This is a genomic window from Halopseudomonas sp. L-58 (assembly GCF_056859475.1).
The window spans coordinates 51,584-73,651 of sequence record NZ_JBSXON010000057.1; the positions used below are offsets into that span (position 1 = coordinate 51,584).

Consider the following 22,068-nt stretch of genomic DNA (forward strand, 5'->3'; position numbering starts at 1 on the left):
CGCCGGAGACAACACATGGCCCAAACGCCAGACACCGCGGCTGACACGCAAGACGTCAGTCATCGCATTACCCCCGCCTATCGACGCTACGCGTTGTTGATTCTGGTCCTGGCCTACACGTCCAGCCACGTCGACCGCAACATCGTCGGTATCCTGATCGAACCCTTGAAGGCCGACCTGTTGCTGTCGGACACCCAGTTGGGCTTCCTGTCCGGCATCGCCTTTGCCCTGTTCTACGCAACCCTGGGTATTCCGATCGCGATCTTTGCCGACCGCTCCAACCGCCGCAACATTATTGCCTGGTCCATTGCCATCTGGAGTGCCATGACTGCGGTGTGCGGTCTTGCGCAGAACTTCTGGCAGCTGGCCATCGCCCGCATTGGCGTCGGCATCGGTGAAGCCGGCTCGAGTCCGCCGTCGCACTCGATGATTGCCGACCTCTATCCGAAGGAGCAACGCTCCAGCGCCATGTCGATCTATGCCCTGGGCGTCTACCTCGGGATCATGATTGGCTTTATCGTCGGTGGTTTTGTCGCTGAATGGTGGGGCTGGCGTGCTGCCTTCTTCGTGGTTGGTCTGCCCGGCATCCTGATCGCCCTGCTGGTGCGTTTCACCATGATCGAGCCGCCGCGCGGCTTCGCGGATGGCGTCAAGCCGCCGCCGATGGGCAAGGTCAATATCAAGGCCGGTTTTGCCGTATTGTGGCGCGTGCGCACAACGCGCCACGTGGTTCTGGGGGTTACCCTGACGGCACTGGTCGGTTATGGCACCATCGTTTGGAACCCGGCTTTCCTGATTCGCAGCCACGGCCTGACTCCTGGCCAGGTAGGTCTGTTCCTTGGTCCGCTGATGGGCGTTGTTGGCGGCCTGGGCGCCTGGATTGGCGGAATGCTGGCAGACAAACTGGCGGCACGCGACGCCAGCTGGAACGCATGGATTGTCGGCCTGGCCAAACTGCTGGCGATTCCCTTCATCATTGCCTTTTATATGGTAGACAGCACCTTCTGGGCCTTGGTTGTGTATTGCCCGGCGGTGTTCCTTGGTGCCTTCTATCTCGGCCCCAGCTTCGCGATGATCCAGAGCCTGACCCCGCTGCGTAGCCGCGCCCTGGCCTCGGCCATCATGCTGCTGGTACTGAATCTGGTCGGCCTGGGCCTGGGCCCGCAACTGATCGGTATTGTCAGTGACCTGGTCAGCGGCCCGTTCGGCTCAGACAGCCTGCGCTATGCCCTGATCGGCGCGGCATTCGTCAACATCTGGGCCTGCGCGCACTACTATCTCGCCGGCCGCACTATCCGTCAGGACCTCGACACCGTCGACGGCTGACGCCTCCGTTACGGGCGCCTTATGGCGCCCGTAATACCCTGTCACTGCTCCACTCCCGCCCCTGCCACCCAAACCGGCTATGCTGAAAGGGTGCTGAACAACGATATTCCCCCGCAGTATCACCACACATCGCCCGGCACCGAGCGCGTCATCGCCTGCGTCCGCCGGGGATCGAAGGTCGAACGGAATTTTTCAGCACATCCTCTGGTCTGCAGAGATGTACCGAAAAGGAGTGCGTATTATGATGACCCTGCTTTGGCTCATCGGCCTGCTACTGTGTATCGCCGGCCTGGCCTACATCCGAACGAGCCTGCTCAATGCCACCATCGGCGTAGCAGCCTATCTCGCCGTAATGACGCTACTCGGCTCCACCCACTGGCTGCTTGATCTGCTGTTGTGGGCTGTATTCCTTGGCATTGCCGTACCGCTCAACCTGCCGGACTGGCGTCGCCAGAGTATCAGCGCGCCCTTGCTCGGCTGGTTCCGCAAGGTACTGCCGCCGTTATCGGACACCGAACAGCAAGCCCTGGATGCCGGCACCGTCTGGTGGGACGGCGAGCTGTTGAGCGGTCGCCCTGACTGGGGCAAGCTGCACAACTTCCCGACCCCGCGCCTGACCGAAGAGGAGCAGGCATTTCTTGATGGCCCGGTTGAACAGCTGTGCCAAATGACCAACGAGTGGCAAGTCACTACCGAATTACAGGACCTGCCACCGAACGTCTGGCAATTCATTAAGGACAACGGCTTCTTTGGCCTGATCATCCCCAAGGAGTACGGCGGCAAGGGCTTCTCGGCCTACGCCCACTCCCAGATCGCGATGAAACTGGCCAGCCGCAGCGGCGATCTGGGCTCAACAGTCATGGTGCCCAACTCGCTCGGCCCTGCCGAGCTGCTGATGCACTACGGCACCGAGGAACAGAAACAGCACTACCTGCCCCGTCTGGCCCGTGGCGAAGAGGTCCCCTGCTTTGCCCTGACTGCGCCTGAAGCCGGGTCCGATGCCGGAGCCATGCCCGACAAGGGCATCATCTGCAAAGGCCAGTGGAACGGCGAGGAAGTCGTCGGCCTGCGCGTTACCTGGGAGAAGCGCTATATCACCCTAGGCCCCGTGGCAACGGTGCTGGGCCTGGCCTTCAAGGCCTATGACCCGGACCACCTGCTCGGCGACGAAGAGTCGCTTGGCATTACCCTTGCGCTGATTCCCACCAACACCGAGGGTGTCAACATCGGGCGACGCCACTTCCCGCTCAACGCTGCCTTCATGAACGGTCCCAACTCGGGCACAGACGTATTCATCCCCATGGATTACCTGATCGGTGGGCAGGAACGCATCGGTCAGGGCTGGATGATGCTGATGAACTGCCTGTCGGTCGGGCGCTCCATCTCGCTGCCGGCCGGCAGCATTGGCGCTGCCAAGATGGCCAGCATGACCACCGGCGCCTATGCCCGCATCCGCCAGCAGTTCAATCTGCCCATCGGGGAGTTTGAAGGCATTCAGGAAGCGCTGGCCCGGATCGGCGGCAACACCTATGTTATGGATGCCGCGCGCACCATGACCGCCGGCGCCGTCGATCTGGGCGAAAAGCCCTCGGTGCTGTCCGCAGTGGTCAAGTACCACCTTACCGAGCGCATGCGCCAGTGCATCAACGATGCCATGGACGTGCACGGCGGCAAGGGCATCTGCATGGGCCCGCGAAATTACCTCGGCCGCGCCTATCAGTCCGTGCCGATCTCGATCACCGTCGAGGGCGCCAACATTCTGACCCGCAACATGATGATCTTCGGCCAGGGCGCCATTCGCTGCCATCCTTATGTCCTGCGGGAAATGCAGGCCGCCGCACTGGACGATCACAACGAGGCCCTGACCCACTTTGATCGACTGCTGTTCGAGCACATTGGCTTCTCGCTCAGCAATGCGTCCGCCAGCCTGCTGCTGGGCCTGACCGGTGGACGTCTGGCCGGCGTGCCGGACTACCCGCAAACCCGCCGTTACTACCAGCAGCTTTCACGTCTGGCGGCTGCTTTTGCCACGCTGACAGACTGCACCATGCTGATGCTGGGCGGTGAGCTGAAACGCCGTGAGCGACTCTCCGCACGCCTGGGCGATATCATGAGCAATCTTTATCTTGCCAGCGCGACCCTCAAGCACTTCGACGACCAGGGGCGCCAGGAGGAGGATCTGCCCTTCGTACAGTGGGGACTGGAAGACCTCCTGCATCGGATCGAAACCAGCCTGCACGAGGTGCTGCGCAACTTCCCGAACCGATCGATGGGCTGCCTGCTTCGCACCATTATCTTCCCGCTCGGTCGCAGGCTTGATCCGCCGAGTGACCGGATCGGCGCCGAAATAGCCCGCCGCCTGATGCGCCCGGGCGCCTCACGTGATCGGCTGATTGCCGGCTGCTATCAGAGCGCGGATCCAAACGACGTAACCGGCCTGCTCAACAGCGCGCTGAGCAAGGTCATCCTCGCCGATCCTATCGAAGCACGCCTGCACAAGGCCCTGCGCTCGGGCGAGCTTGACCATGACAGCGATGCCGATACGCTGGCAGTTGCAGCCGAAAGCGGCGTGATCAGCCCGGAGGAAGCCGAACTGGTGCGCGAGGCTCGTGCTGCGCGCCTGGCGGTGATTACCGTCGATGATTTTTCGAAGGAAGAAATGACTCCGCATAAACCCGCTCGCCGCAAGGCTGGCAAAACCGAAAGCACCTAGCGCGACAGGTGGCCGGCCACAGCGCCGGCCACCCTCTGCGCGCGCCGCGCGGTGTGGCTCGCAACCTGATAGACTCCCCGCCATTGCGCTATCAGGAGTCCTCCATGAACAACACACTCGGCTATCACGACTATCACCTGGCTCTGTTGCAGAGCCTGTACGACACCATCCGCGCCCAGTCGGCACTGCTTGAACAGCTACCGGAAGAAAGCAACGAGCTGTTTATGGAGCGTTTCAATGAGCTGCTGAACCAGCTCCAACATGGCAATCACGATGATATGTATCTGGGCCAGGATATCCTCTGCCAGATTATCGCCCGCTACCCACAGATCGCCCACCTGATTCCCCGCGACCTGCTCTGGTACTTTGGCGGCGACTGCCTGCACTTCATGCCTGACGAAGAAATCGCCCAATATCAGTTGCTGGATGAACACCGCGCCGAAGCGGAAGCCCGCGGCGAACCCTTCGACTGGGAGCAGGCCCGCCAGTTGCTGCAGGCGCGCTGAGGCGATTACCGGCCTTGCCCCGTTGAGGCAAGGTCGGCCCTGCCGCCTGCCCTTGCTGCGCGCCCGAATTTCGGGCACAAAAAAAACCGTCTCAAGGACGGTTTTTTTGCTGAATCTGGAGCGGGAAACGAGACTCGAACTCGCGAGGCTACCCGCCCAGCCCCGACCTCGGCAAGGTCGCGCTCTACCAACTGAGCCATTCCTTTTGCGCCCGAATTTCGGGCACAAAAAAACCGTCTCAAGGACGGTTTTTTTGCTGAATCTGGAGCGGGAAACGAGACTCGAACTCGCCACCCCGACCTTGGCAAGGTCGTGCTCTACCAACTGAGCTATTCCCGCAAATCTCACGCCGAAAATGGCGTGCCCTAGGGGACTCGAACCCCTGTTACCGCCGTGAAAGGGCGGTGTGCTAGGCCACTAGACGAAGGGGACGTATCCGGACTTCTCTATGCCGAGTATTACCTCTGGCTACCTGCAACGTGTTGTTCGCTGCAAGTGGCGCGCATTTTATGCGTCACCCGCGACCTCGTCAACAACTAATATTAAGCATCTTCAACAAAACCCGAATCGCGTACGGGCACAAAAAAACCGCCTCAAGGACGGTTTATTTGTTGAATCTGGAGCGGGAAACGAGACTCGAACTCGCGACCCCGACCTTGGCAAGGTCGTGCTCTACCAACTGAGCTATTCCCGCAAATCTGACGCCGAAAGTGGCGTCCCCTAGGGGACTCGAACCCCTGTTACCGCCGTGAAAGGGCGGTGTCCTAGGCCACTAGACGAAGGGGACGTACCGGACTTCTCTATGCCGAGTATTACCTCTGGCTACCTGCTGCGTGATGTTCGCTGCAAGTGGCGCGCATTTTATGCACCGCCCGAAACACCGTCAACCCCTCAAGCTGATATTTTTTCAGGTTTTTTTGCTGCGCACAGCAGGCTAGCAACAACTCGCATCGACCATGCACGGCAGCCTGCGCAGCTCACACCCGCACGCCCAAACCGGGAAAAAAGCTTGTCCGACCGATTTCTGTCGGCCATGATGCGAAAGTGACATTGATCTGCAGTGAAACCAGGTCAGTATCGATACCGGTTATCGTTAAAGCTCCGACTTAAAAAGAGAGACAAGAGCGTGTCCCCATTACTCATTGGCGGTCTGCTGGCGGGAGGGTTGATCATTCTCGTCTGCGTGGGATTCATAAGCCACAGCCTCGAGCGTAACAGGCTGGAGCGCGCTCGCCAGGTCGCGGAACTGAATGCGCGCATCAAACTCAGCCGGCAGGCCATGGCCAGCGTCCCCGGCCAGTTCATGCCGCCAGAACTCGCAAAGGTAATTCTGGAGATTGAGACGGCCCTGCTGGAGCGGCTTTGTCGTATCGGCAAATCTGCCGATGCTGCCCAGCGTCTGGAACAAACCCGGGCAACCATTGCTGAAGGTAAGCTGCCGAGCAACCCCGTTGCCGAGCTGGACAGTGAAGCCAAGGGCAAGGAAGCACGGCTGCAGCTGGAAAACCTGTTCAAGCAGTTGCAGCTGGCAGAACAGGACCGGCTAATCGACAACGCCACCTTCAAGCAGGCGGGCGGTCAGGTACGCCGGTTCCTGATCAGTGCCACACTGGATACCTTCAATGCAACCGCCAAGCTGGGCATGCAGCAAGGCAAACCGCGAGTGGCCAAGTTGCAATACGAGCGCGCCATCGCCTTTATTACTCGGCTGAATAACCCGGGGCTGGCGAAACATCTGGAGCAGTACAAGCGCCTGCTGCAACGTGCAGAAGCAGCGGTGGTAGAACAGAACCGGGCCGATGAAGGTCAACCCAGTGAACTGACCGCCGGCCTCGCCGAGCTGGAATCGGAAGACGCCGGCTGGCAAAAGAAGGCCGTCTACGACGACTGACGCAGCGGGCAGACGCCCGCGCTGCCTGCACGTTCAGCGAAAGCGGCCAATATCCTGGGATTCTCCCCTGTGAACCACACTCGCTCGGCGCCAAAGCGCGCCGACGTCCTGACCCAACAATACCGGAGCCCTGACATGGCCTTGACTCTCTATGGCGCCATCTTGTCCCCCTTTGTGCGCAAGGTGCGCATCCTGCTGGCGGAACATCAGATCCCCTACGAGCACTCGTTCATTCCGCCCCGCGGCCAGCCGGACTGGTACTACGACATCAGTCCACTCGGGCGCATACCAGCGATTGTTGATGGCGACGTCAAGCTGGCGGACTCTGCGGTCATAGCCCAGTATCTGCAGGACAGCCGCGGCGGCCCTTCGCTCTACGGCAGCACGCCGGAAGAAGCCGCCCGCGTTCGCTGGCTGGAGAAATATGCCGACTATGAGCTGGCACCGCACTGTACCTTTGGTGTGTTCTTTCCCCGCATCGTCGCTTGCAGCGTCGGAGAGCCCGCCGATGAAGCCAGGGTGCAGGCATCGCTGAACGAGCACCTGCCGCCGCTGTTCGACTACCTGGAGCGTGAACTCGGAGAACGGCGTTTCTTTCTCGGCGACCAGTTCAGCATGGCCGATATCGCTGTCGTCTGTCAGTTGATCAACATGGCCCACGCTGGCGAGCTGATAGACGAAGCGCGCTGGCCCGGACTGGCCTCACTGCTGAGCCGCGTCACCGCACGCGAGAGCGTCTCGGCCCTGCTTCCGGCCGAGCATCAACTGGTCGCCAAGCTCAGCGGTCGCATGTAACGCTGATGCTCCGCGTCAGTTGCCGAGCAACTGACGCCCCACCCAGGAACGGGCAAACTGATAGGCGCAGCGGCCATTACGATTGCCCCGCCCCGTCGCCCAGCGCAGGGCCTCAAGCTGCAGCTGCTCGTCCCATTGCCACTGCAATCCGTACTCGCCAGCCAACTGACCCAGCCATTTTTGCACCACCGCCAGGTAATGTTCCTGACTGAAGGGGTAAAAGGAAACCCAAAGACCGAAGCGGTCCGACAGCGCGATCTTTTCCTCGATCGCTTCGCCCGGATGAATCTCTCCATCAACCTGTCTGGCGGACAGATTGTCACTGTTGTGCTCGGGCAGCAGATGGCGCCGGTTGCTGGTGGCATAGAGCAGGATATTTTCCGGGCTGGCTTCGACGGTACCGTCCAGGACCGTCTTCAGCGCCTTGTAGCCACTGTCATCCGCCTCAAAAGCAAGATCGTCACAGAACAGCACGAAGCGCCAGGGCTGACCGGCAAGTAGCGGCAGGAGCGCAGACAAATGCACCAAATCGGCCTTGTCTACTTCAATCAGACGCATCCCGGCTTGCGCGTACTCACTGAGCAGCGCCCGGACCAGTGAAGACTTGCCCGTGCCGCGCGCCCCCCAGAGCAGCGCATTATTGGCCGGCAGGCCGCGAACAAACTGGCCGGTATTGCTCTCCAGCAACTGCTTTTGGCGATCAACACCCACCAGATCGTCCAGCCGCAAACTGAGACTGACCTGCAGCGGACGCAGTTGGCACAGCTGCCCTTCCATGCTCCAGCGCGCGGCGAAGGTACTGCTCCAGTCAACCGCAGAGGGCGTTGCCGGCAAGGTGCGCTCGAAGCGATCGATGAAGTCCGCGACACGCTGCATGAACTGCTCGCTACTCATGCCCGACATGGGTTTCTCCTTTGGCCGTCAAACGTGCAAGAATGCCACGCCAGCGTCACTGTCACCACTACCGCTATAAAGGGCCATCACCCACCCGACAATTGCGCTAAGCTCAGCAAAGGACGCCACTGGAATCGACGCCCATTTATGGATATCCGCTTCACCAACCGACTGTCGTTCAAGCAGGCGCGCCTCAGCGTCCTCGCCGCCTTTATTCTCGGAACCCTGCTTAGTCTGATCCAGGTGGTTGTCGACTATCGCTCTGAGGACGCGCTGATCGACCAGGAAGTCCAAGCCCAGATCAACGTCAGTCTCAGCCCCGCCGCACGCATTGCCTACAACATTGATGCCGAGCTGGCGCTGGAGCTGGTCAACGGTCTGCTGGAGGCGCCTGAAGTCGTTCGTGCAGAGATTATCGACAACAACGGCATTGCCCTGGCCAGCGTCAGCCGTCCAATGGCAAACAGCGGCTATCGAGCCGTCAGCGACGCCCTGTTCGGTCGCCGCCGTGATTACTCCCAGCCCCTGTACGTCGACCATGCCCCCAGTGAGCTGCTGGGCCATCTGGTCATCGAAGTCGACACGTTCTACCAGGGGGCGAGCTTCCTGCGCCGCGCAGGACTCACGATGCTTTCCGGCTTCGTACTCAGCCTGGTGCTGTCGCTGATCCTCATGGTGCTGTTCTATGCCATGCTGACCAAGCCGCTTGTGCATCTGATCAATGACCTGCTGAACATGAAAACCGAGGGCGAGCGTAGCCGCCTGCCCTGTCCTGATGGTCACGAGCGGGACGAGATTGGCGCGCTGGTCGAGGTGATTAACCGTCAGTTGCAGAGCATCGATGTCAACCTGCGCCAGAAGCTGCGCGCCGAGGAGCGGCTGCGCAAGTATCTTGAGGAGCTGGAAAGCATCGTGGAATCACGCACCACCGAACTCCAGCACACCAATGCGCAGTTGCGCGAATCCAACCGGGAGCTGGAGGCCTCCCGCGAGGCAGCACTGGATATGGCACGCGCGCGCTCGGCCTTCCTTGCCAACATGAGCCATGAAATCCGCACACCGATCAACGGCCTGTTGGGAATGATCGGCCTGACCCTGGACAGCCCGCTCAACGAGGAGCAGCGCCAGCAGCTGTCTATCGCCTACGACTCGGGCAAGGTGCTGGTTGCGTTGCTCAATGACATCCTCGACCTGTCCAAGTTCGAGGCCGGCAAGCTGCAGCTGGAACAGATTCCCTTCGACCTCGGCGCTCTGCTTGAGGAAACGGCCAGCCTGCTTTCCCAGAACGCCGGCAAGCAGGACCTCGAACTGATCTGCGAAATCGACCCCAACCTGCCCGGACTGCTGCTTGGCGACCCGACACGCATCCGTCAGATCATCAGCAACCTGCTCTCCAATGCCCTGAAGTTCACCGAGCAGGGCCATGTCGCTCTGCGTCTGACGCTGGAGCGCAGCGACGGCGAGCAACGGCATGTCTGCATCAGCGTCAGCGACACCGGCATCGGTATTCCAGCGCAGGCAATCAACGAGATATTCTCGCCCTTCACCCAGGCCGACGCTCAGATTTCCAGGCGGTTCGGTGGCACAGGCCTCGGCCTGACCCTGTGCAAGAGCCTGACAGATGCGATGCACGGCGAACTCAGTGTCGAGTCGACACCGGGGCGCGGCAGCACCTTCAGCGTACGACTGCCACTGCTGCGCCATGAGCAAGCACCGCGCTACAAACGGCCACAGCCTTGCAGCGTACTGATCTGGAATCAGCGCGGCCACCTTCAGGGCGCCACACTGCAGCGCCTGCTGGAAAGCTGGCAAATGCGCTGCAAGCGTATCGACTACGAGCCAAGCGACAACTTCGCAGGGGACCTGCCGGCCGCCAGCTGCTGGCTGATCGACAGTCCACAGCTGGCCGAACGGCTACGGGACATCAGGCCGGATATTCCTCGCCTGCTCATCTGCAGCTACAGCCAGCAACTGGATCAGACGCGGGCCGAGGCCTGCCACGTTCGCCAGCAGGTCGCCACGCCGCCGGCGAGACATCGTCTGGCGCTTGCCATCGATGGCCTGTTCGAGGCTCAGCCTCGCAGCGAAAAAAGCAGCACCGAGCAGCAGATGGGCAACGGCCAGAGACTGCTGCTGGTTGAGGACAACGCTGTCAATCAGATGGTGGCCAAGGGCATGCTCAGCCGCCTGGGGTTCGAGGTGGACTTGGCCGAGCACGGCGAAATCGCACTCAGCAAACTGGCAGAACAGGATTACGCACTGGTATTGATGGACTGCAACATGCCGGTAATGGACGGCTACGAAACCAGCCGACGCATGCGCGCCGACCCGCGCTGGCAGCACCTGCCCATCGTTGCGCTCACCGCCAATGCGCTGCATGAGGACCGCCAGCGCTGCAAGGATGCAGGCATGGACGACTACCTGGCAAAACCCTTCAAGCGCGAAGACCTGCAGGCGGTACTGCAGCGCTGGCTGACACCGACAGACCAGGTCACTCCTGCAGCTCCCCAAGCAACTGATCCAGGCCCCGGCGCAGGGTCATGACCTGCTCGGCGCTCATGCCCGTGCTGCACATCAGTGCCCGAGGTACTTCACCGGCCTGCTCGCGCAGACGCTCGCCAGCCTCAGTGAGGCTGACCTGAAGCTGACGCTCATCGCCTCCCCTGACTCGCTCGCGTCGAACCAGACCCTGCGCCTCCAGGCGCTTGAGCAGCGGCGTCAGGGTCCCGGAGTCCAGCTGCAACCGCTCCCCCAGCGCCTTGACACCGGGATGCGCGGGCGGCTGCCGTTGCCACTCCCACAGCACCAGCATGACCAGATACTGCGGATAGGTCAGCCCCAGCGGCTCCAGCAAGGGACGATAGGTCCGCATCAGGGCCCGCGAAGCGGCATACAGGGCAAAGCAGAGCTGGTTATCCAGTGCCAGCAGATCGTCCAGCTCATCAGGGTTACGCGCTGCACTCACGACAACAACGCCTCGATATCCGCACGCAGCTCATCGGGCGCAGTGGTCGGCGCATAGCGCTTGACCACCGTGCCCTGGCCATCAACCAGAAACTTGGTGAAGTTCCATTTTATGCCCTTGCTGCCCAGCAGGCCCGGAGCCTGCCTTTTCAGTTCGACAAACAGCGGATGGGCATTGCTGCCATTGACCTCGACCTTTTTAAACAGCGGGAAGCTGACACCGTAATTGAGCTCGCAGAACTGGCTGATTTCATCGCTGCTGCCGGGCTCCTGGGCGCCAAACTGATTGCACGGGAAGCCGGCGACCCGCAAACCGCGATCCCGATAGTCCTGCCACAACGCTTCAAGGCCCTTGTACTGGGGGGTAAAACCGCACTTGCTGGCGGTATTGACTACCAGGTAGGCCTTGCCGCCCAGCTCTGCCAGGGAAGAGTCGCGGTTGTCGATTGTGGTGCAGGGTATGTCCAGCAACTTGCTCATGATGGCTTCCTTGAAAAGCAGGACTGAAATGGAATGTTCACCCGCCAGCCTAGCCACAAATAACTTTATGTCAACAAAATTGCACACAATTAATCATGCTTCGCGCGACTCCAGCCGCAGGCAAACCGAGTTGATGCAGTAGCGCAGCCCGGTCGGCGGCGGACCGTCCGGAAACACGTGCCCCAGGTGCGCATCGCACTGGGCGCAGGTCACCTCGATACGGTGCATGCCATGACTGAAGTCCTCGTGTTCCTCTACAACCTCAGGACGTACCGGTTGGTAATAGCTCGGCCAGCCGCAGCCGGCATCAAACTGGGTATCGGTGTCAAACAGTGCCGCATCGCAGCAGATGCAGTGGTATACCCCGGGGGTGGTATTGCGGTAGTAGGCACCGGTAAACGGGCGTTCGGTTCCCTTCAGGCGACAGACCTGGAACTGCGACTCGGACAACTGCTCGCGCCACTCGGATTCACTCTTGCTGATCTTGTTCATGAATTCACTCCGGATAACCGTAATCGGGCTTTCACACTCGCCCACGCAAGACGTATGATGAGCGCTTTACGCGCGCTCAGGGAAGTCTCCAATCGCCTCCCCGACACATCCCACCCAGCCCTGGATCGACAAGGTAAGCATCATGCAGGTTAGCAAGTCCAACAAATTGGCCAATGTCTGCTACGACATTCGCGGGCCCGTTCTGCGGCACGCCAAGCGCCTCGAGGAAGAAGGTCACCGCATTCTCAAGTTGAACATTGGCAACCCTGCACCCTTCGGTTTCGAGGCGCCGGAGGAAATCCTCCAGGACGTCATTCTCAACCTGCCAACCGCCCAGGGCTACAGTGACTCGCGCGGCCTGTTCTCGGCGCGCAAGGCGGTGATGCATTACACCCAGACCAAGAACATACCGGGTGTCGGCATTGAAGACATCTACCTTGGCAACGGCGTATCCGAGCTGATCGTGATGGCCATGCAGGGTCTGCTCAACAACGGCGACGAGGTGTTGATCCCGGCCCCGGACTATCCGCTGTGGACCGCTTCGGTCAGCCTCTCCGGCGGCAAGCCAGTGCATTACCTGTGCGACGAACAGTCAGACTGGTATCCGGACATTGAGGACATCCGCAGCAAGATTACTCCCAATACCCGAGCCATGGTCGTCATCAACCCGAACAACCCGACCGGCGCGGTGTACCCACGCGAAGTGCTTGAGCAACTGGCCCAGGTCGCCCGCGAGCACAACCTGATCCTGTTTGCCGACGAGATCTACGACAAGATCCTGTACGACGGCGCTGTCCACGAATCACTGGCGGCGGTCGCCCCCGATGTGCTTTGCCTGACGTTCAACGGTCTGTCCAAGTCCTACCGGGTTGCCGGCTTCCGTTCCGGCTGGATGGTTATCAGCGGTCCCAAGCAGCACGCCACCAGCTATCTGGAAGGCCTGGAAATCCTGGCATCGATGCGTCTGTGCGCCAACGTGCCGGCTCAGCACGCGATCCAGACGGCTCTCGGCGGCTACCAGAGCATCAATGACCTGATTCTGCCCGGCGGCCGCCTGCTGGAACAGCGTGACACCGCCTGGGAACTGCTCAACGAGATTCCCGGCGTCAGCTGCACCAAGCCCAAGGGCGCGCTGTATCTGTTCCCGCGCCTGGACCCCAAGGTCTACCCGATCCATAACGACGAGAAGTTCGTGCTCGACCTGCTGCTGCAGGAAAAGATTCTGATCGTCCAGGGTACCGCCTTCAATTGGCCATGGCCTGACCACTTCCGCATCGTCTCTCTGCCGCGCAAGGACGATCTGGAAATGGCGATTGGCCGCATCGGCAACTTCCTCAAGAGCTACCGGCAGTAAGCCCCGTGGCAGCGGATCTTCATATTGAGGACTTCCACCAGGATGTCGCGCGCATCCTGGTGGCGCTGTACAACCGTTTTCCGCAACCGGGCAGCCTGTTTGTCGTTGATCTGATCGGCGAACATGAACCCGATGCATTTGGCGTTCCCGCACCACGACACATGGCCTGTTTCAGCACCATGCTGTGGCTCGCCCAGGAAGGGTTCCTGCGCTACACCGACACTATCCGCCAGGAAGCGATTGATCAGTGCTGCCTGACCGAACGCGCCTTCACCCTGCTCTCTGCACCTGACCCGCAACGTTTGCAGGCAGACCTGCCAGCCAGTGTCGCACGCCAGCGAGCGACCCTTGCCCAACGCCTGCGCGATGCCCTGCGCAGCGGCTCTGGCAACGAAATCTTCGACGCCGTTCAGCAGTGCTTTCGCCGTCAATCGTGACCCATCGCAGCGGAACCCGCTCAAGACACGTTTTGTCATAGAGTCGTCGTTGAAAGACACGGGCTTTCGCCCAATATAAGCCCCATGTAAATCGCCCAAGCCTTGAGCAGGCGTCTGCAACACCCGGTTTTCATTCGATAGGATTAGATACCCCCATGATGCGAATACTGTTGTTTCTGGCTACCAACGTAGCAGTGATTCTGGTTGCCAGTGTCACCTTGAGCCTGCTGGGCGTTGGCAGCGTCCACGATGGTCAGGGTGGCATGAACCTGCAGTCGCTGCTGATCTTCTGCGCCGTATTCGGTTTTGCCGGCTCCTTCGTTTCGCTGTTCCTGTCCAAGTGGATGGCCAAGCGCAGCACCGGTGCCCGCGTGATCGAACAGCCACAAACCCAGCAAGAGCGCTGGCTGGTAAGCACCGTTGAAGAACTGGCGCGCACCGCCGGCATCGGCATGCCGGAAGTGGCGATCTTCCCATCCCGCGCGCCAAACGCGTTTGCCACCGGCTGGAACAAGAACGCGTCGCTGGTTGCCGTGTCTGAAGGCATGCTGCAGCGTTTCAGCCCAGCCGAAGTGAAAGCGGTTATGGCCCACGAGATCGGTCACGTCGCCAACGGTGACATGGTCACCCTGTCGCTGATCCAGGGCGTGGTAAACACCTTCGTCATGTTCTTTGCCCGCATCATCGGCAACTTCGTTGATCGCGCGGTATTCAAGAACGAAAGTGACGGCCCCGGCATCGGCTACTTCATCGCAACCATCTTTGCCGAGCTGGTACTGGGCATCCTCGCCAGCATTATCGTCATGTGGTTCTCCCGTCAGCGTGAGTTCCGCGCCGATGCCGCCGGGGCCCAGCTGGCTGGTGCCGGTGCCATGATCGCAGCGCTGGAGCATCTGAAAGCCGAGCAAGGCATTCCGGTTGAGCTGCCCGGCGAGATGACCGCCTTCGGTATCAACGGCGGTCTGAAAAATGGTCTGGCCGGTCTGCTGATGAGTCATCCGCCGCTGGATGAGCGCATCGCTGCGCTGCGCGCCGGTAACTACCGCTAAATCGTCAGACGGCTAACAGACAGGGATCGGGTGCTTCACCTGATCCCTTTTTTTGTTTCAAACCTCCACCCTGTCTGGCGCCATTAAGGCAACGACAATCCCGCTCAGGGATCACCCAGAAGCGTCTCGAAGTCAGGGTCATTTTCTGTCTTGCAAGCCGCACGCTGCGAAGCAACGTTCGCTTCATCAGCCGCCAGCCGGGCCAAAAACGCCTCGTCGATTCGGGTCGCTGGAACCGCCAGTGCCGATGCAGAATAGCTGCCGGAAAAACCGCTCAGCGACACACCCGTCAATCCCTTCAGCGCACTCAGCGTAGGCCCCAGGCTCCCCCCGGAACAATGAAAAGTCCCAGCAGTACAACTGCACTCCGCACCCACGCGGTAGGACCCGATCCGGGACTTGGCCGGCAATCTGAGCAGTGATTCGGGCAGGTCGCCATCCAGCCTGGAGCCAGGCTTGTAGGCGCCATAGACAACTGCCCTGACGTCGACACCAAACGGGTTGGACAAATGCCACCTGACCGGACTGTAGGAGCTCAGGACCAGCGCGACCGCCCCTTGTGTGTGCTCCAGGTTCAGCACGATGGACATATCCTGTGCGCTGCTCTCATAGACACCGGCGTAATACAGGGTCACATCTGCAGGTAGCGCCTCGCCCAGGCGTGCGCGAATCTCACTGGCCTCAAGATAGGTCTGCTCGCTGCTGATGTCCACGTTGAACTCGGTGGTATGCCAGTTGTTGACGTACTCGACCTCCAGCTTGTGCACACCCGGCTCAAAGCGATACAGCACCGACTGATCGGAGCCGCCCTCATAGAGCACCCGACCATCAATCAGAACGCGTGACTTGGCCCAGCTCTGACTGACCGAAATCCGCTTTACGGTCGGCTCCTCAAACATGAGGTTGCCGACCCAGTAGCCACCGAAGTCGCCCGATTCGATGCCATGGAAGTCATCCCGAATATAGTTGATCGCGATGTTATCCACGGTCTCTGTAGCAATCACCTGCTGCGGTTGCCTGGTATTGATATAAAAAGCCTGAAACCGCCCGGTAGGGATGTCTCCAGAGGGATTCAGGCGCGCTCCCCAGGTAGTAGTCGCAGGCACAAGATCGCCTGCGGACTTGATGATCCGGGCGGACTCTTGCCGGCCAGCGGCCGACATCGCGCCGCGCCGCCGCTCCTGTTGATAGGCCGCATCCGCCTTGCTGCAATCAAGCTGATAACCATACTGCGGCAATCGGCTCCGGTAGCTGCATTGCTCGAGATACGCGCCAAACTGGCCCTGATAGGCGTCTGCCCCTTCGCTCAGCCCGGTCGGGTAAAGTCCGCTGCGCTGGTGCACCGCTTCAAGGTGCTGAAGAACATCACGCGACACCAGCCCCCTGTTGCGCCGCTGATTTGCCTCCGGGCCGAACTCCAGGCGGTAGCCTTCTATTCGCGCTGCTCGCTCCGTCAAGGCATCGGTAGCCGCAGCGGTGTGCAGATACTGATCCTCGATCCGATCGAAGGCCTGAAGTGCCAGCGCAAGCTCACCCCGATCCCAGTCCTGAATAGCATGGTTGAGCAGCGTGCGGGCCTCCTCCTCCGAATTGGAGCAGGCGGACAACAGCGGCGGTAACAAGACTGCCAACAGCCATTTTTTCATAGTGCCATTCCTTAGCGTGTACCCACCGCCTGTGAGCTGATGAGCCTGATGATGCGCAACCGCGTGAGGCAGCGGCTGCCTGATTGCCGTTCACAACACCGAAGCGGCCCCGCTGCCAGCAGCCTACGCCAGCGCAACGGCCATGTCATGCGCCGCGAGACGTCACTTCCAGCCTTGCAGCCACCTGGCGTCGTCCTTCAGCTCACTCCAGTCAATCTGCATCTGGCGCCTGGAGAGGACCGCCTCGATCTCGCAGCCAATTACCTGCCCTTCCTCATCGACCTCAACGTCGGTAATCATGAAATGCTTTTCCCGGTTGACCGGCGCAACCGCCGTCCACTTGCTGTGGAGAAGCTTCTTCGGATTTATCCTGTTCACGTTTCATACCTCATTGACTGACGCTGCGGATTGGGCAGGCCCGGAACCGGCTGAAGCGAGTTTAACGCTCCGCCGCCAGCCCTTGGGTCAGGGAACCAGAAAAAAATCATGAACGGCGTTGTAGACATACATCTCGCTGAACCGACCGTCGTGTTGCTGGCGTACCGCAGCAAGCACTTTGACAATCTGCGTAATTTCACGCTCGAACACAAACGGCGAGTACAGGCCGACCAGCAGAATGCCCGCGCCGCTCGCCTCGTATATATCGGTGATGGAGGCCTTGGCGTACTTCTTCTCCACGACCGCGACCACCTCCTCGGCAAAGTTTTCATCCGGGTTGACGGTCATCCCGCGTCCGGCCGGGATGTACTCCACATCATCGGCGGCAAAGCTAGTCAGGCTCCGGGCAAAATCAGCACCGATAAAGGCATCGGTAATCTCGATCCAGCAGGGTGAGCCGTCAAGGACAACGATAGCGTCCGGCGGATCGGGATAGTCGAGAATCTCCAGACTGCGCCCGCTCCCTTCGAGATAACGCTTGAAGGAGCGCAGCACACTCTGCTCGTGGGCCTTTTTGATATCGCGTCTGTTCATTACCACCCTTCAGGATAAACAACGACGTCGGCAGCACGATGGCGCCGGCAACATCGCTGACCGCAGCCCGGACGCGCCCTATCTTGCCTTACTCCGCCTTCCAGTTCACCGGATAGAGCATTTCCTCACGATACCCGCTGAGTACCCGACGCAAGCCGCTCAGTTCACTGTCGAGCGAGCTGTCACCGGTATCGACCAGAAAGGGGCGTCCGGCAAGGCTGCGCAGCTTGGTTTTGGTAGCGACCACCAGCAGGTTATCGAGCCCGACAGCGCGGATGATCCGCGGTGACAACTGCTGGTTGCCGCGCCCGAGAATATGGCCCTGACCGCCGATGGCGGTGACCAGAATGCGCCAGTCGCCGCCCTGCTCGACCAACTCCCAGAGCTGCTGCTCGGTCGCATCACGCAGGATCACCTCACCGTCGCGCAATACGTCGACGCCAAGCAGAGTACCTTCGAGCCCCATCGCCTCCAGCAGGCCCAGCGTGGTTGAGCCGGGGCCGAGGATCCAGCCTGTGCCATCTTCCTGCGCTTCCTGCAGTCCGGCTGCGATATCGTCCAGTACCAGGGTTTCCACTTCCCGGCCGCCCTGCTTGACCTGCTGGACGAAACGCCCCTCCTCAGGCACCGATAGCTCACCATAATGCCGGGTACGCACCTGACCGTTGCGAAATGCCTGCTCGTCGATGTCGCGCACATCCGCTTCACGCAGCCGCACCAGCTCGCCCTGCACCAGCAGCGCGACCAGCTCACCGGCAGCGCGCGGATTGACCGCATACACGCCGGAATGAATCTTGACCCCGGCCGGAATACCCAGCACCAGCTGACGCCCGTCGAGCTGGTTGCATATGTTGCGTGCAGTACCGTCGCCGCCGGCAAACAGCAGCAGGTCCACACCCAGCTCGCTCATCTGCCGGGCAATGGTTTCAGTGTCTTCAGCGGATGTTTCCGGTGGGCAAGACAGCGCCCCGACCACCTCGCAGTCAAAGCCCATATCAGTCAACAAATCGGCGCCCATCACCCCAGGGGCAGCCAACAGCCGGATGCGATCACGCAGCGGCAGCAGCGACTCCAGCGCCTGCCTTACCCGGCTGTGCGCCTGCGGTTCAACGCCCATTGCCAACGCCTGCTCGGCTACGCCATCGGAGCCCTTGAGCGCCGCACGACCGCCCACCCCCGCCAGCGGGTTGATAATCAACCCCAGACGAAAACGGGTGTTGTGATGTTCTGCTATCGGGTTTTCCATGTCACAAATCCGTCATGGCAATGCCATATCCTGCGTTCAGCTGCCAATGCGGCTGAACCTGACTGATAACGGGAGACAACCATGAACGTGCCTGCCCTGAAACCGTGTCGTGAAACCGCCGAGATTCTGCTGCACCCGGCTCACTGCGTCGGTGGTTTTATCATCGATGAAGCCGGTCGCGAAGTCGCCATTACCGAACAGATGATCCAGCACGCCTGTGAGCAACTGGACCGTCAGTGGGTGGCAGCGCAACCGCGCTTCAAACACTGAATCCGGCGGCCGCCAGCAGCGCGGCCTGCCCTTCCCCATCCGCCTGCAGAATCCTTACCTGCGGGCATTCGCGGCGCAGCGGATACTCCTTGCGCAGCGCATCAAAAGCAGCCCCGGTACTCTGACCCGCCAGTGGCATCATCACCGCCCGGAACCGGGCGTCATCATCGCGCACGTCGTACACCTGGCGCAGCGCCTTTTCCAGCAGCCACTGGGCCGGCGTCTCGGCACTGAACTGCAGCTGCGCACAACCGGCCTCCGGCGCCAGGGCCTGTAACGTCAGTCTCGGCTGCTCGCCCCGGTGCCGACACAGAGCCTGATAGATCAGCTCGGTGCCACGCAGTTTGCCATCCAGACTGTAGCCGGCAATATGCGGCGTTCCCAACGCACACAGCTTGATCAACGCGGTATCGACCTGCGGCTCCAGCTCCCAGACATCCAGCGCCACCTGCACATCGGGGCGTTCAGCCAGCAGCACAGACAACGCATGATTGTCGATCACCGGGCCGCGGCTGCTGTTGATCAGCCAGGTCCCGTGCTGCAGGGCCATCAAACGGGGCGCATCGATCAGATGCCAGGTTGCATCCGGGCCGTTGCGGGTCAGCGGCACATGGCAGCTGACCACGTCTACCTGCGCCAGCAACGCATCCAGATCGACAAACCCCGCCTCACCACGGGCGGCCCGCGGCGGATCGCACAGTACGCACTCCACGCCCAGCGCGCCAAGCGTTGCCGCCAGACGACTACCCACTTCGCCAACACCAACGATACCCACCCGGCGCTCACGCCACGGCAGGCCAGTTCGTTCCGACAGGGTCAGCAGACAGCTGAGCACATACTCGACCACACCGCGCGCGTTGCAACCGGGCGCACTGGCAACCTGAATACCGGCCGCAGCCAGCCCCGGCAAATCCAGATGATCGGTGCCAATGGTGCAGGTACCGACAAATTGTACCGGCGTGCCCTCGAGCATGGCGGGGTCAACCCGCGTCACCGAACGCACCAGCAGCGCATCGGCGTCCAGCAGATGCTCACGGCGGATACTGCGCCCGGGCAGCGTCGTCAGCCGGCCTTGATCGGCAAAGAAGGCCTGCAGCAGGGGAATATTTTCGTCGGCAACGATATGCATGAGCGGGGCACCTGACAGAGGGGACGCGGGCATTGTCGAGCGTTGGTGGCTGCGCTGTCCACCTGGCTGCGCATTTTGTCGCCTTGTTGCAACAACTGCTTGCACCGAGACAACGCCGCTGCTTAACTGAAACTCACAGTCCGAATGTGACTTTTCGGTCTGATAATGATTCCAAGCGTTTTTTTGAGGCACTGCCTCACCTTGCAGGACCTGCCTGAGTAACGGGAGCACCGACGCACAGCCCACTGCGCCGCACCTGGAACTGTCCTCACCACCCTGTCGCCATAACCACAATCACAGCGGTCGCGCATCGCGCCTGCCTGGCGATTTTGCTTGTTTACGGCCATTTGCCTGCAACTGCCCTGTATGACCCGCCAGCGCGGCCGGGTCCAGCCAATTCCGGAGACAGGGAATATGAAAGCAGAACACAACGTTGTAGAAACACTGGGGCTATTTCGCATCCACACCCACTATTACGCGAGCCCGGCACCGCGCGGTACGGTCATTCTGGTCAACGGTTCTCTGGCCACCACGGCCTCGTTCGCGCAGACGGTGCGCTACCTGCAGCCGCACTTCAATGTGGTGTTATTTGATGAGCCGTACGCGGGTCAGTCAAAGCCGCTCAACAGCAACCGGCGGCCGATTACCAAGGAACAGGAAGCCGGAATCCTGCTGGAGCTGATAGAGCATTATCAGGCCGACCACCTGATGTCGTTTTCGTGGGGCGGCGCCTCAGCCCTTCTGGCCCTGGCCCAGCGCCCGGCGCGGATAAAGAAGGCCATCGTGCTGGCATTTTCACCGATGATCAATTCGGCCATGCGTGACTATCTCGAACGCGGCATCGACCTGCTGCTCAATGCCGAGCGCCGCCAACTGGGCGAGCTGCTCAACTCGACCATTGGCGAGTACCTGCCCTCGCTGGTCAAACGCTTCAACTTTCGTCACATCATCAGCCTGGAAGAGCACGAATACCATCAGATGGCGTTCCACGTCAGTCAGGTACTGACCCAGGATACCCGCTGCTATCTGCGCGGCAGCGCCGATATTGACGTGCCAATCCTGTTTATCAACGGCGACCGGGACCGCTATACCAGCGTCGAGGACGCCCGCGACTTCAACCGCTACGTGCGTCGCAGCAGCTTTGCCACGATACAGGGCGCCGGGCATTTTCTGGATATGGAAAGCCGCGAAGCCTGGATTCAGACCCGCGATGCGGTGCTGCAGTACCTCGCACCGGATGCCCTCGTCGCCACCGAGCCAGTTGAGCTACACAGGCCGCGCGGTGCGCAGGTCATACCGATGACGGTCTAGGCTGCAGCCACTTCGGAGAATAGCCCAGGGTCGAGCAGGCGTCCCGGCTGGTAGGCGTCGAGTAACGCCTGAGCAAACCGGGTCGGACGCTCGCCCATGCCCTGTTGCAGGTACACCTTCGCCTGCGCATGCACCTTGGCGCGGAAGGGCCCCGGGTCGGTCTGCTCGCCGTTAAGGTTGTCGGTGCTCACGTCAAAGCGATGCCCGGCAGCCAGACAAAAAATCATTTCCAGCGCCTGCGGTTTGACCTCGACGCTCTCGAAGGTGCGCTGCTGCTCAGCGGTGCGGCCATCCGGCGCGTACCAGTAACCAAAGTCCGGCAACAGTCGACGCTCCGGCCCGGCAACACACCAGTGCGCAACCTCATGCAATGCGCTGCGAAAGTAATCTCGGGTAAACAGGATACGGTGGTGCGGATGCGACGCATCGGCCGGCAGGTACTCGGGCTCCGGATAGCCGCCCAGCAGACAGGTATTGAGGTCGGCGAGAAAACACTCGTCGAACAAACGAATCAGGTCCTGACAGTCGTGATGCATGCTGAAAACCAAGGGTACTGAGTGACTGGGTGCCAGGGCTCGAACCGGCCCCGGGCG

22 protein-coding genes and 5 tRNA genes are annotated in these 22,068 nt (G+C 60.8%); 12 read left to right on the forward strand and 15 right to left on the reverse strand.

Going from position 1 to position 22,068, the window contains the following annotated elements; genetic code table 11:
* Positions 1-15 precede the first annotated feature (15 nt).
* The 3 genes from AC13EY_RS08925 to AC13EY_RS08935 all read left to right on the forward strand — a co-directional run bounded on the left by AC13EY_RS08925 (position 16) and on the right by AC13EY_RS08935 (position 4,545).
* Complete coding sequence (locus tag AC13EY_RS08925) at positions 16-1,326, forward strand: spinster family MFS transporter (protein ID WP_228246594.1); 1,311 nt, start codon at positions 16-18, stop codon at positions 1,324-1,326.
* A gap of 244 nt (positions 1,327-1,570) precedes the next feature.
* Positions 1,571-4,039, forward strand: a complete 2,469-nt coding sequence (locus AC13EY_RS08930; protein WP_482876038.1) for an acyl-CoA dehydrogenase — start codon at positions 1,571-1,573, stop codon at positions 4,037-4,039.
* 104 nt (positions 4,040-4,143) lie between these two features.
* Entirely contained in the window at positions 4,144-4,545 is a 402-nt protein-coding gene (locus AC13EY_RS08935; RefSeq protein ID WP_482876022.1) for a PA2817 family protein, read from the forward strand.
* 116 nt (positions 4,546-4,661) lie between these two features.
* Here the strand turns inward: AC13EY_RS08935 and AC13EY_RS08940 are convergent.
* The 5 genes from AC13EY_RS08940 to AC13EY_RS08960 all read right to left on the reverse strand — a co-directional run bounded on the left by AC13EY_RS08940 (position 4,662) and on the right by AC13EY_RS08960 (position 5,332).
* Positions 4,662-4,756, reverse strand: a tRNA-Gly gene (locus AC13EY_RS08940).
* Between the two features lie 52 nt (positions 4,757-4,808).
* Positions 4,809-4,884: transfer RNA gene (locus AC13EY_RS08945), tRNA-Gly, on the reverse strand.
* Positions 4,885-4,901: 17 nt separating this feature from the next.
* Positions 4,902-4,977 (reverse strand) — tRNA-Glu (locus tag AC13EY_RS08950).
* A gap of 186 nt (positions 4,978-5,163) precedes the next feature.
* A tRNA-Gly gene (locus AC13EY_RS08955) sits at positions 5,164-5,239 on the reverse strand.
* 17 nt (positions 5,240-5,256) lie between these two features.
* Positions 5,257-5,332, reverse strand: a tRNA-Glu gene (locus tag AC13EY_RS08960).
* A gap of 15 nt (positions 5,333-5,347) precedes the next feature.
* On the opposite strand from AC13EY_RS08960, the gene AC13EY_RS08965 reads away from it, so the two are divergent.
* The 3 genes from AC13EY_RS08965 to AC13EY_RS08975 all read left to right on the forward strand — a co-directional run bounded on the left by AC13EY_RS08965 (position 5,348) and on the right by AC13EY_RS08975 (position 7,231).
* Positions 5,348-5,593, forward strand: coding sequence for a hypothetical protein (locus AC13EY_RS08965; RefSeq protein ID WP_269687166.1), 246 nt, complete (start codon positions 5,348-5,350; stop codon positions 5,591-5,593).
* 78 nt (positions 5,594-5,671) lie between these two features.
* On the forward strand, positions 5,672-6,436 hold the full coding sequence (locus AC13EY_RS08970; RefSeq protein ID WP_233049818.1) for a hypothetical protein: 765 nt from the start codon (positions 5,672-5,674) through the stop codon (positions 6,434-6,436).
* Between the two features lie 135 nt (positions 6,437-6,571).
* Positions 6,572-7,231, forward strand: a complete 660-nt coding sequence (locus AC13EY_RS08975) for a glutathione S-transferase family protein (RefSeq protein ID WP_482876024.1) — start codon at positions 6,572-6,574, stop codon at positions 7,229-7,231.
* A gap of 15 nt (positions 7,232-7,246) precedes the next feature.
* On the opposite strand, the gene AC13EY_RS08980 is transcribed toward AC13EY_RS08975, so the two are convergent.
* Positions 7,247-8,125 carry an ATP-binding protein gene (locus AC13EY_RS08980; protein ID WP_269688698.1) on the reverse strand — a complete coding sequence of 293 codons (879 nt, stop codon included), beginning with the start codon at positions 8,123-8,125 and terminating at the stop codon, positions 7,247-7,249.
* Positions 8,126-8,272: 147 nt separating this feature from the next.
* On the opposite strand from AC13EY_RS08980, the gene AC13EY_RS08985 reads away from it, so the two are divergent.
* The gene (locus tag AC13EY_RS08985) at positions 8,273-10,669 is read left to right on the forward strand and encodes an ATP-binding protein (protein WP_233049820.1); all 2,397 of its coding nucleotides are present in this window, start codon (positions 8,273-8,275) and stop codon (positions 10,667-10,669) included.
* On the opposite strand, the gene AC13EY_RS08990 is transcribed toward AC13EY_RS08985, so the two are convergent.
* From AC13EY_RS08990 to msrB, 3 genes are all read right to left on the reverse strand, one after another.
* A complete protein-coding gene (locus AC13EY_RS08990; RefSeq protein WP_228247421.1) occupies positions 10,617-11,090 on the reverse strand; it encodes a MarR family winged helix-turn-helix transcriptional regulator in 474 nt (157 codons plus the stop codon). The two genes, AC13EY_RS08985 and AC13EY_RS08990, sit on opposite strands and share 53 nt — an antisense overlap.
* Positions 11,087-11,569 carry a glutathione peroxidase gene (locus AC13EY_RS08995; protein ID WP_172409681.1) on the reverse strand — a complete coding sequence of 161 codons (483 nt, stop codon included), beginning with the start codon at positions 11,567-11,569 and terminating at the stop codon, positions 11,087-11,089. The genes AC13EY_RS08990 and AC13EY_RS08995 overlap by 4 nt, the downstream gene beginning before the upstream one ends.
* A 93-nt stretch (positions 11,570-11,662) precedes the next feature.
* Entirely contained in the window at positions 11,663-12,061 is a 399-nt protein-coding gene (gene msrB, locus AC13EY_RS09000) for a peptide-methionine (R)-S-oxide reductase MsrB (RefSeq protein WP_233049821.1), read from the reverse strand.
* Positions 12,062-12,203: 142 nt separating this feature from the next.
* On the opposite strand from msrB, the gene AC13EY_RS09005 reads away from it, so the two are divergent.
* From AC13EY_RS09005 to htpX, 3 genes are all read left to right on the forward strand, one after another.
* Complete coding sequence (locus AC13EY_RS09005; RefSeq protein ID WP_088278048.1) at positions 12,204-13,415, forward strand: pyridoxal phosphate-dependent aminotransferase; 1,212 nt, start codon at positions 12,204-12,206, stop codon at positions 13,413-13,415.
* 5 nt (positions 13,416-13,420) lie between these two features.
* Positions 13,421-13,852 (forward strand): hypothetical protein, encoded by a 432-nt coding sequence (locus AC13EY_RS09010; protein ID WP_228247419.1) that lies wholly within the window; start codon positions 13,421-13,423, stop codon positions 13,850-13,852.
* A gap of 155 nt (positions 13,853-14,007) precedes the next feature.
* The gene (htpX, locus tag AC13EY_RS09015) at positions 14,008-14,901 is read left to right on the forward strand and encodes a protease HtpX (protein WP_088278052.1); all 894 of its coding nucleotides are present in this window, start codon (positions 14,008-14,010) and stop codon (positions 14,899-14,901) included.
* A gap of 104 nt (positions 14,902-15,005) precedes the next feature.
* Here the strand turns inward: htpX and AC13EY_RS09020 are convergent, their stop codons facing one another.
* From AC13EY_RS09020 to AC13EY_RS09035, 4 genes are all read right to left on the reverse strand, one after another.
* Complete coding sequence (locus AC13EY_RS09020; protein WP_233049822.1) at positions 15,006-16,547, reverse strand: hypothetical protein; 1,542 nt, start codon at positions 16,545-16,547, stop codon at positions 15,006-15,008.
* Positions 16,548-16,709: 162 nt separating this feature from the next.
* Positions 16,710-16,925: a TIGR02450 family Trp-rich protein gene (locus AC13EY_RS09025; RefSeq protein ID WP_233049823.1), complete on the reverse strand. Its 216-nt coding sequence runs from the start codon at positions 16,923-16,925 to the stop codon at positions 16,710-16,712.
* Between the two features lie 87 nt (positions 16,926-17,012).
* Positions 17,013-17,519 carry a hypothetical protein gene (locus tag AC13EY_RS09030; RefSeq protein ID WP_233049824.1) on the reverse strand — a complete coding sequence of 169 codons (507 nt, stop codon included), beginning with the start codon at positions 17,517-17,519 and terminating at the stop codon, positions 17,013-17,015.
* Positions 17,520-17,607: 88 nt separating this feature from the next.
* Positions 17,608-18,765: an ATP-NAD kinase family protein gene (locus AC13EY_RS09035; RefSeq protein WP_233049825.1), complete on the reverse strand. Its 1,158-nt coding sequence runs from the start codon at positions 18,763-18,765 to the stop codon at positions 17,608-17,610.
* Between the two features lie 81 nt (positions 18,766-18,846).
* Here AC13EY_RS09035 and AC13EY_RS09040 point away from each other — a divergent pair, with 81 nt between their 5' ends.
* Positions 18,847-19,035 (forward strand): PA1571 family protein, encoded by a 189-nt coding sequence (locus AC13EY_RS09040; RefSeq protein ID WP_228247414.1) that lies wholly within the window; start codon positions 18,847-18,849, stop codon positions 19,033-19,035.
* Here AC13EY_RS09040 and pdxB read toward each other — a convergent pair.
* Positions 19,025-20,164 (reverse strand): 4-phosphoerythronate dehydrogenase PdxB, encoded by a 1,140-nt coding sequence (gene pdxB, locus AC13EY_RS09045; protein WP_482876029.1) that lies wholly within the window; start codon positions 20,162-20,164, stop codon positions 19,025-19,027. The two genes, AC13EY_RS09040 and pdxB, sit on opposite strands and share 11 nt — an antisense overlap.
* Positions 20,165-20,578: 414 nt before the next feature.
* Here pdxB and AC13EY_RS09050 point away from each other — a divergent pair, with 414 nt between their 5' ends.
* The gene (locus AC13EY_RS09050; protein WP_228247412.1) at positions 20,579-21,475 is read left to right on the forward strand and encodes an alpha/beta fold hydrolase; all 897 of its coding nucleotides are present in this window, start codon (positions 20,579-20,581) and stop codon (positions 21,473-21,475) included.
* Here AC13EY_RS09050 and AC13EY_RS09055 read toward each other — a convergent pair.
* On the reverse strand, positions 21,472-22,011 hold the full coding sequence (locus AC13EY_RS09055) for an elongation factor P hydroxylase (RefSeq protein ID WP_269687158.1): 540 nt from the start codon (positions 22,009-22,011) through the stop codon (positions 21,472-21,474). The two genes, AC13EY_RS09050 and AC13EY_RS09055, sit on opposite strands and share 4 nt — an antisense overlap.
* Positions 22,012-22,068: the final 57 nt, after the last annotated feature.

Bases quoted from the DNA above. Each gene is read 5' to 3' on its own strand.
- AC13EY_RS08975 (WP_482876024.1), top strand. From the start codon at position 6,572: ATGGCCTTGACTCTCTATGGCGCCATCTTGTCCCCCTTTGTGCGCAAG.
- AC13EY_RS09005 (WP_088278048.1), top strand. From the start codon at position 12,204: ATGCAGGTTAGCAAGTCCAACAAATTGGCCAATGTCTGCTACGACATT.
- msrB (WP_233049821.1), bottom strand. From the start codon at position 12,061: ATGAACAAGATCAGCAAGAGTGAATCCGAGTGGCGCGAGCAGTTGTCC.
- AC13EY_RS08995 (WP_172409681.1), bottom strand. From the start codon at position 11,569: ATGAGCAAGTTGCTGGACATACCCTGCACCACAATCGACAACCGCGAC.
- AC13EY_RS09050 (WP_228247412.1), top strand. From the start codon at position 20,579: ATGAAAGCAGAACACAACGTTGTAGAAACACTGGGGCTATTTCGCATC.
- AC13EY_RS08930 (WP_482876038.1), top strand. From the start codon at position 1,571: ATGACCCTGCTTTGGCTCATCGGCCTGCTACTGTGTATCGCCGGCCTG.
- htpX (WP_088278052.1), top strand. From the start codon at position 14,008: ATGATGCGAATACTGTTGTTTCTGGCTACCAACGTAGCAGTGATTCTG.
- AC13EY_RS08980 (WP_269688698.1), bottom strand. From the start codon at position 8,125: ATGAGTAGCGAGCAGTTCATGCAGCGTGTCGCGGACTTCATCGATCGC.
- AC13EY_RS09030 (WP_233049824.1), bottom strand. From the start codon at position 17,519: ATGAACAGACGCGATATCAAAAAGGCCCACGAGCAGAGTGTGCTGCGC.
- AC13EY_RS08925 (WP_228246594.1), top strand. From the start codon at position 16: ATGGCCCAAACGCCAGACACCGCGGCTGACACGCAAGACGTCAGTCAT.
- AC13EY_RS08985 (WP_233049820.1), top strand. From the start codon at position 8,273: ATGGATATCCGCTTCACCAACCGACTGTCGTTCAAGCAGGCGCGCCTC.
- AC13EY_RS09035 (WP_233049825.1), bottom strand. From the start codon at position 18,765: ATGGAAAACCCGATAGCAGAACATCACAACACCCGTTTTCGTCTGGGG.
- AC13EY_RS09020 (WP_233049822.1), bottom strand. From the start codon at position 16,547: ATGAAAAAATGGCTGTTGGCAGTCTTGTTACCGCCGCTGTTGTCCGCC.
- AC13EY_RS08935 (WP_482876022.1), top strand. From the start codon at position 4,144: ATGAACAACACACTCGGCTATCACGACTATCACCTGGCTCTGTTGCAG.
- pdxB (WP_482876029.1), bottom strand. From the start codon at position 20,164: ATGCATATCGTTGCCGACGAAAATATTCCCCTGCTGCAGGCCTTCTTT.
- AC13EY_RS09055 (WP_269687158.1), bottom strand. From the start codon at position 22,011: ATGCATCACGACTGTCAGGACCTGATTCGTTTGTTCGACGAGTGTTTT.
- AC13EY_RS08965 (WP_269687166.1), top strand. From the start codon at position 5,348: ATGCCGAGTATTACCTCTGGCTACCTGCTGCGTGATGTTCGCTGCAAG.
- AC13EY_RS09040 (WP_228247414.1), top strand. From the start codon at position 18,847: ATGAACGTGCCTGCCCTGAAACCGTGTCGTGAAACCGCCGAGATTCTG.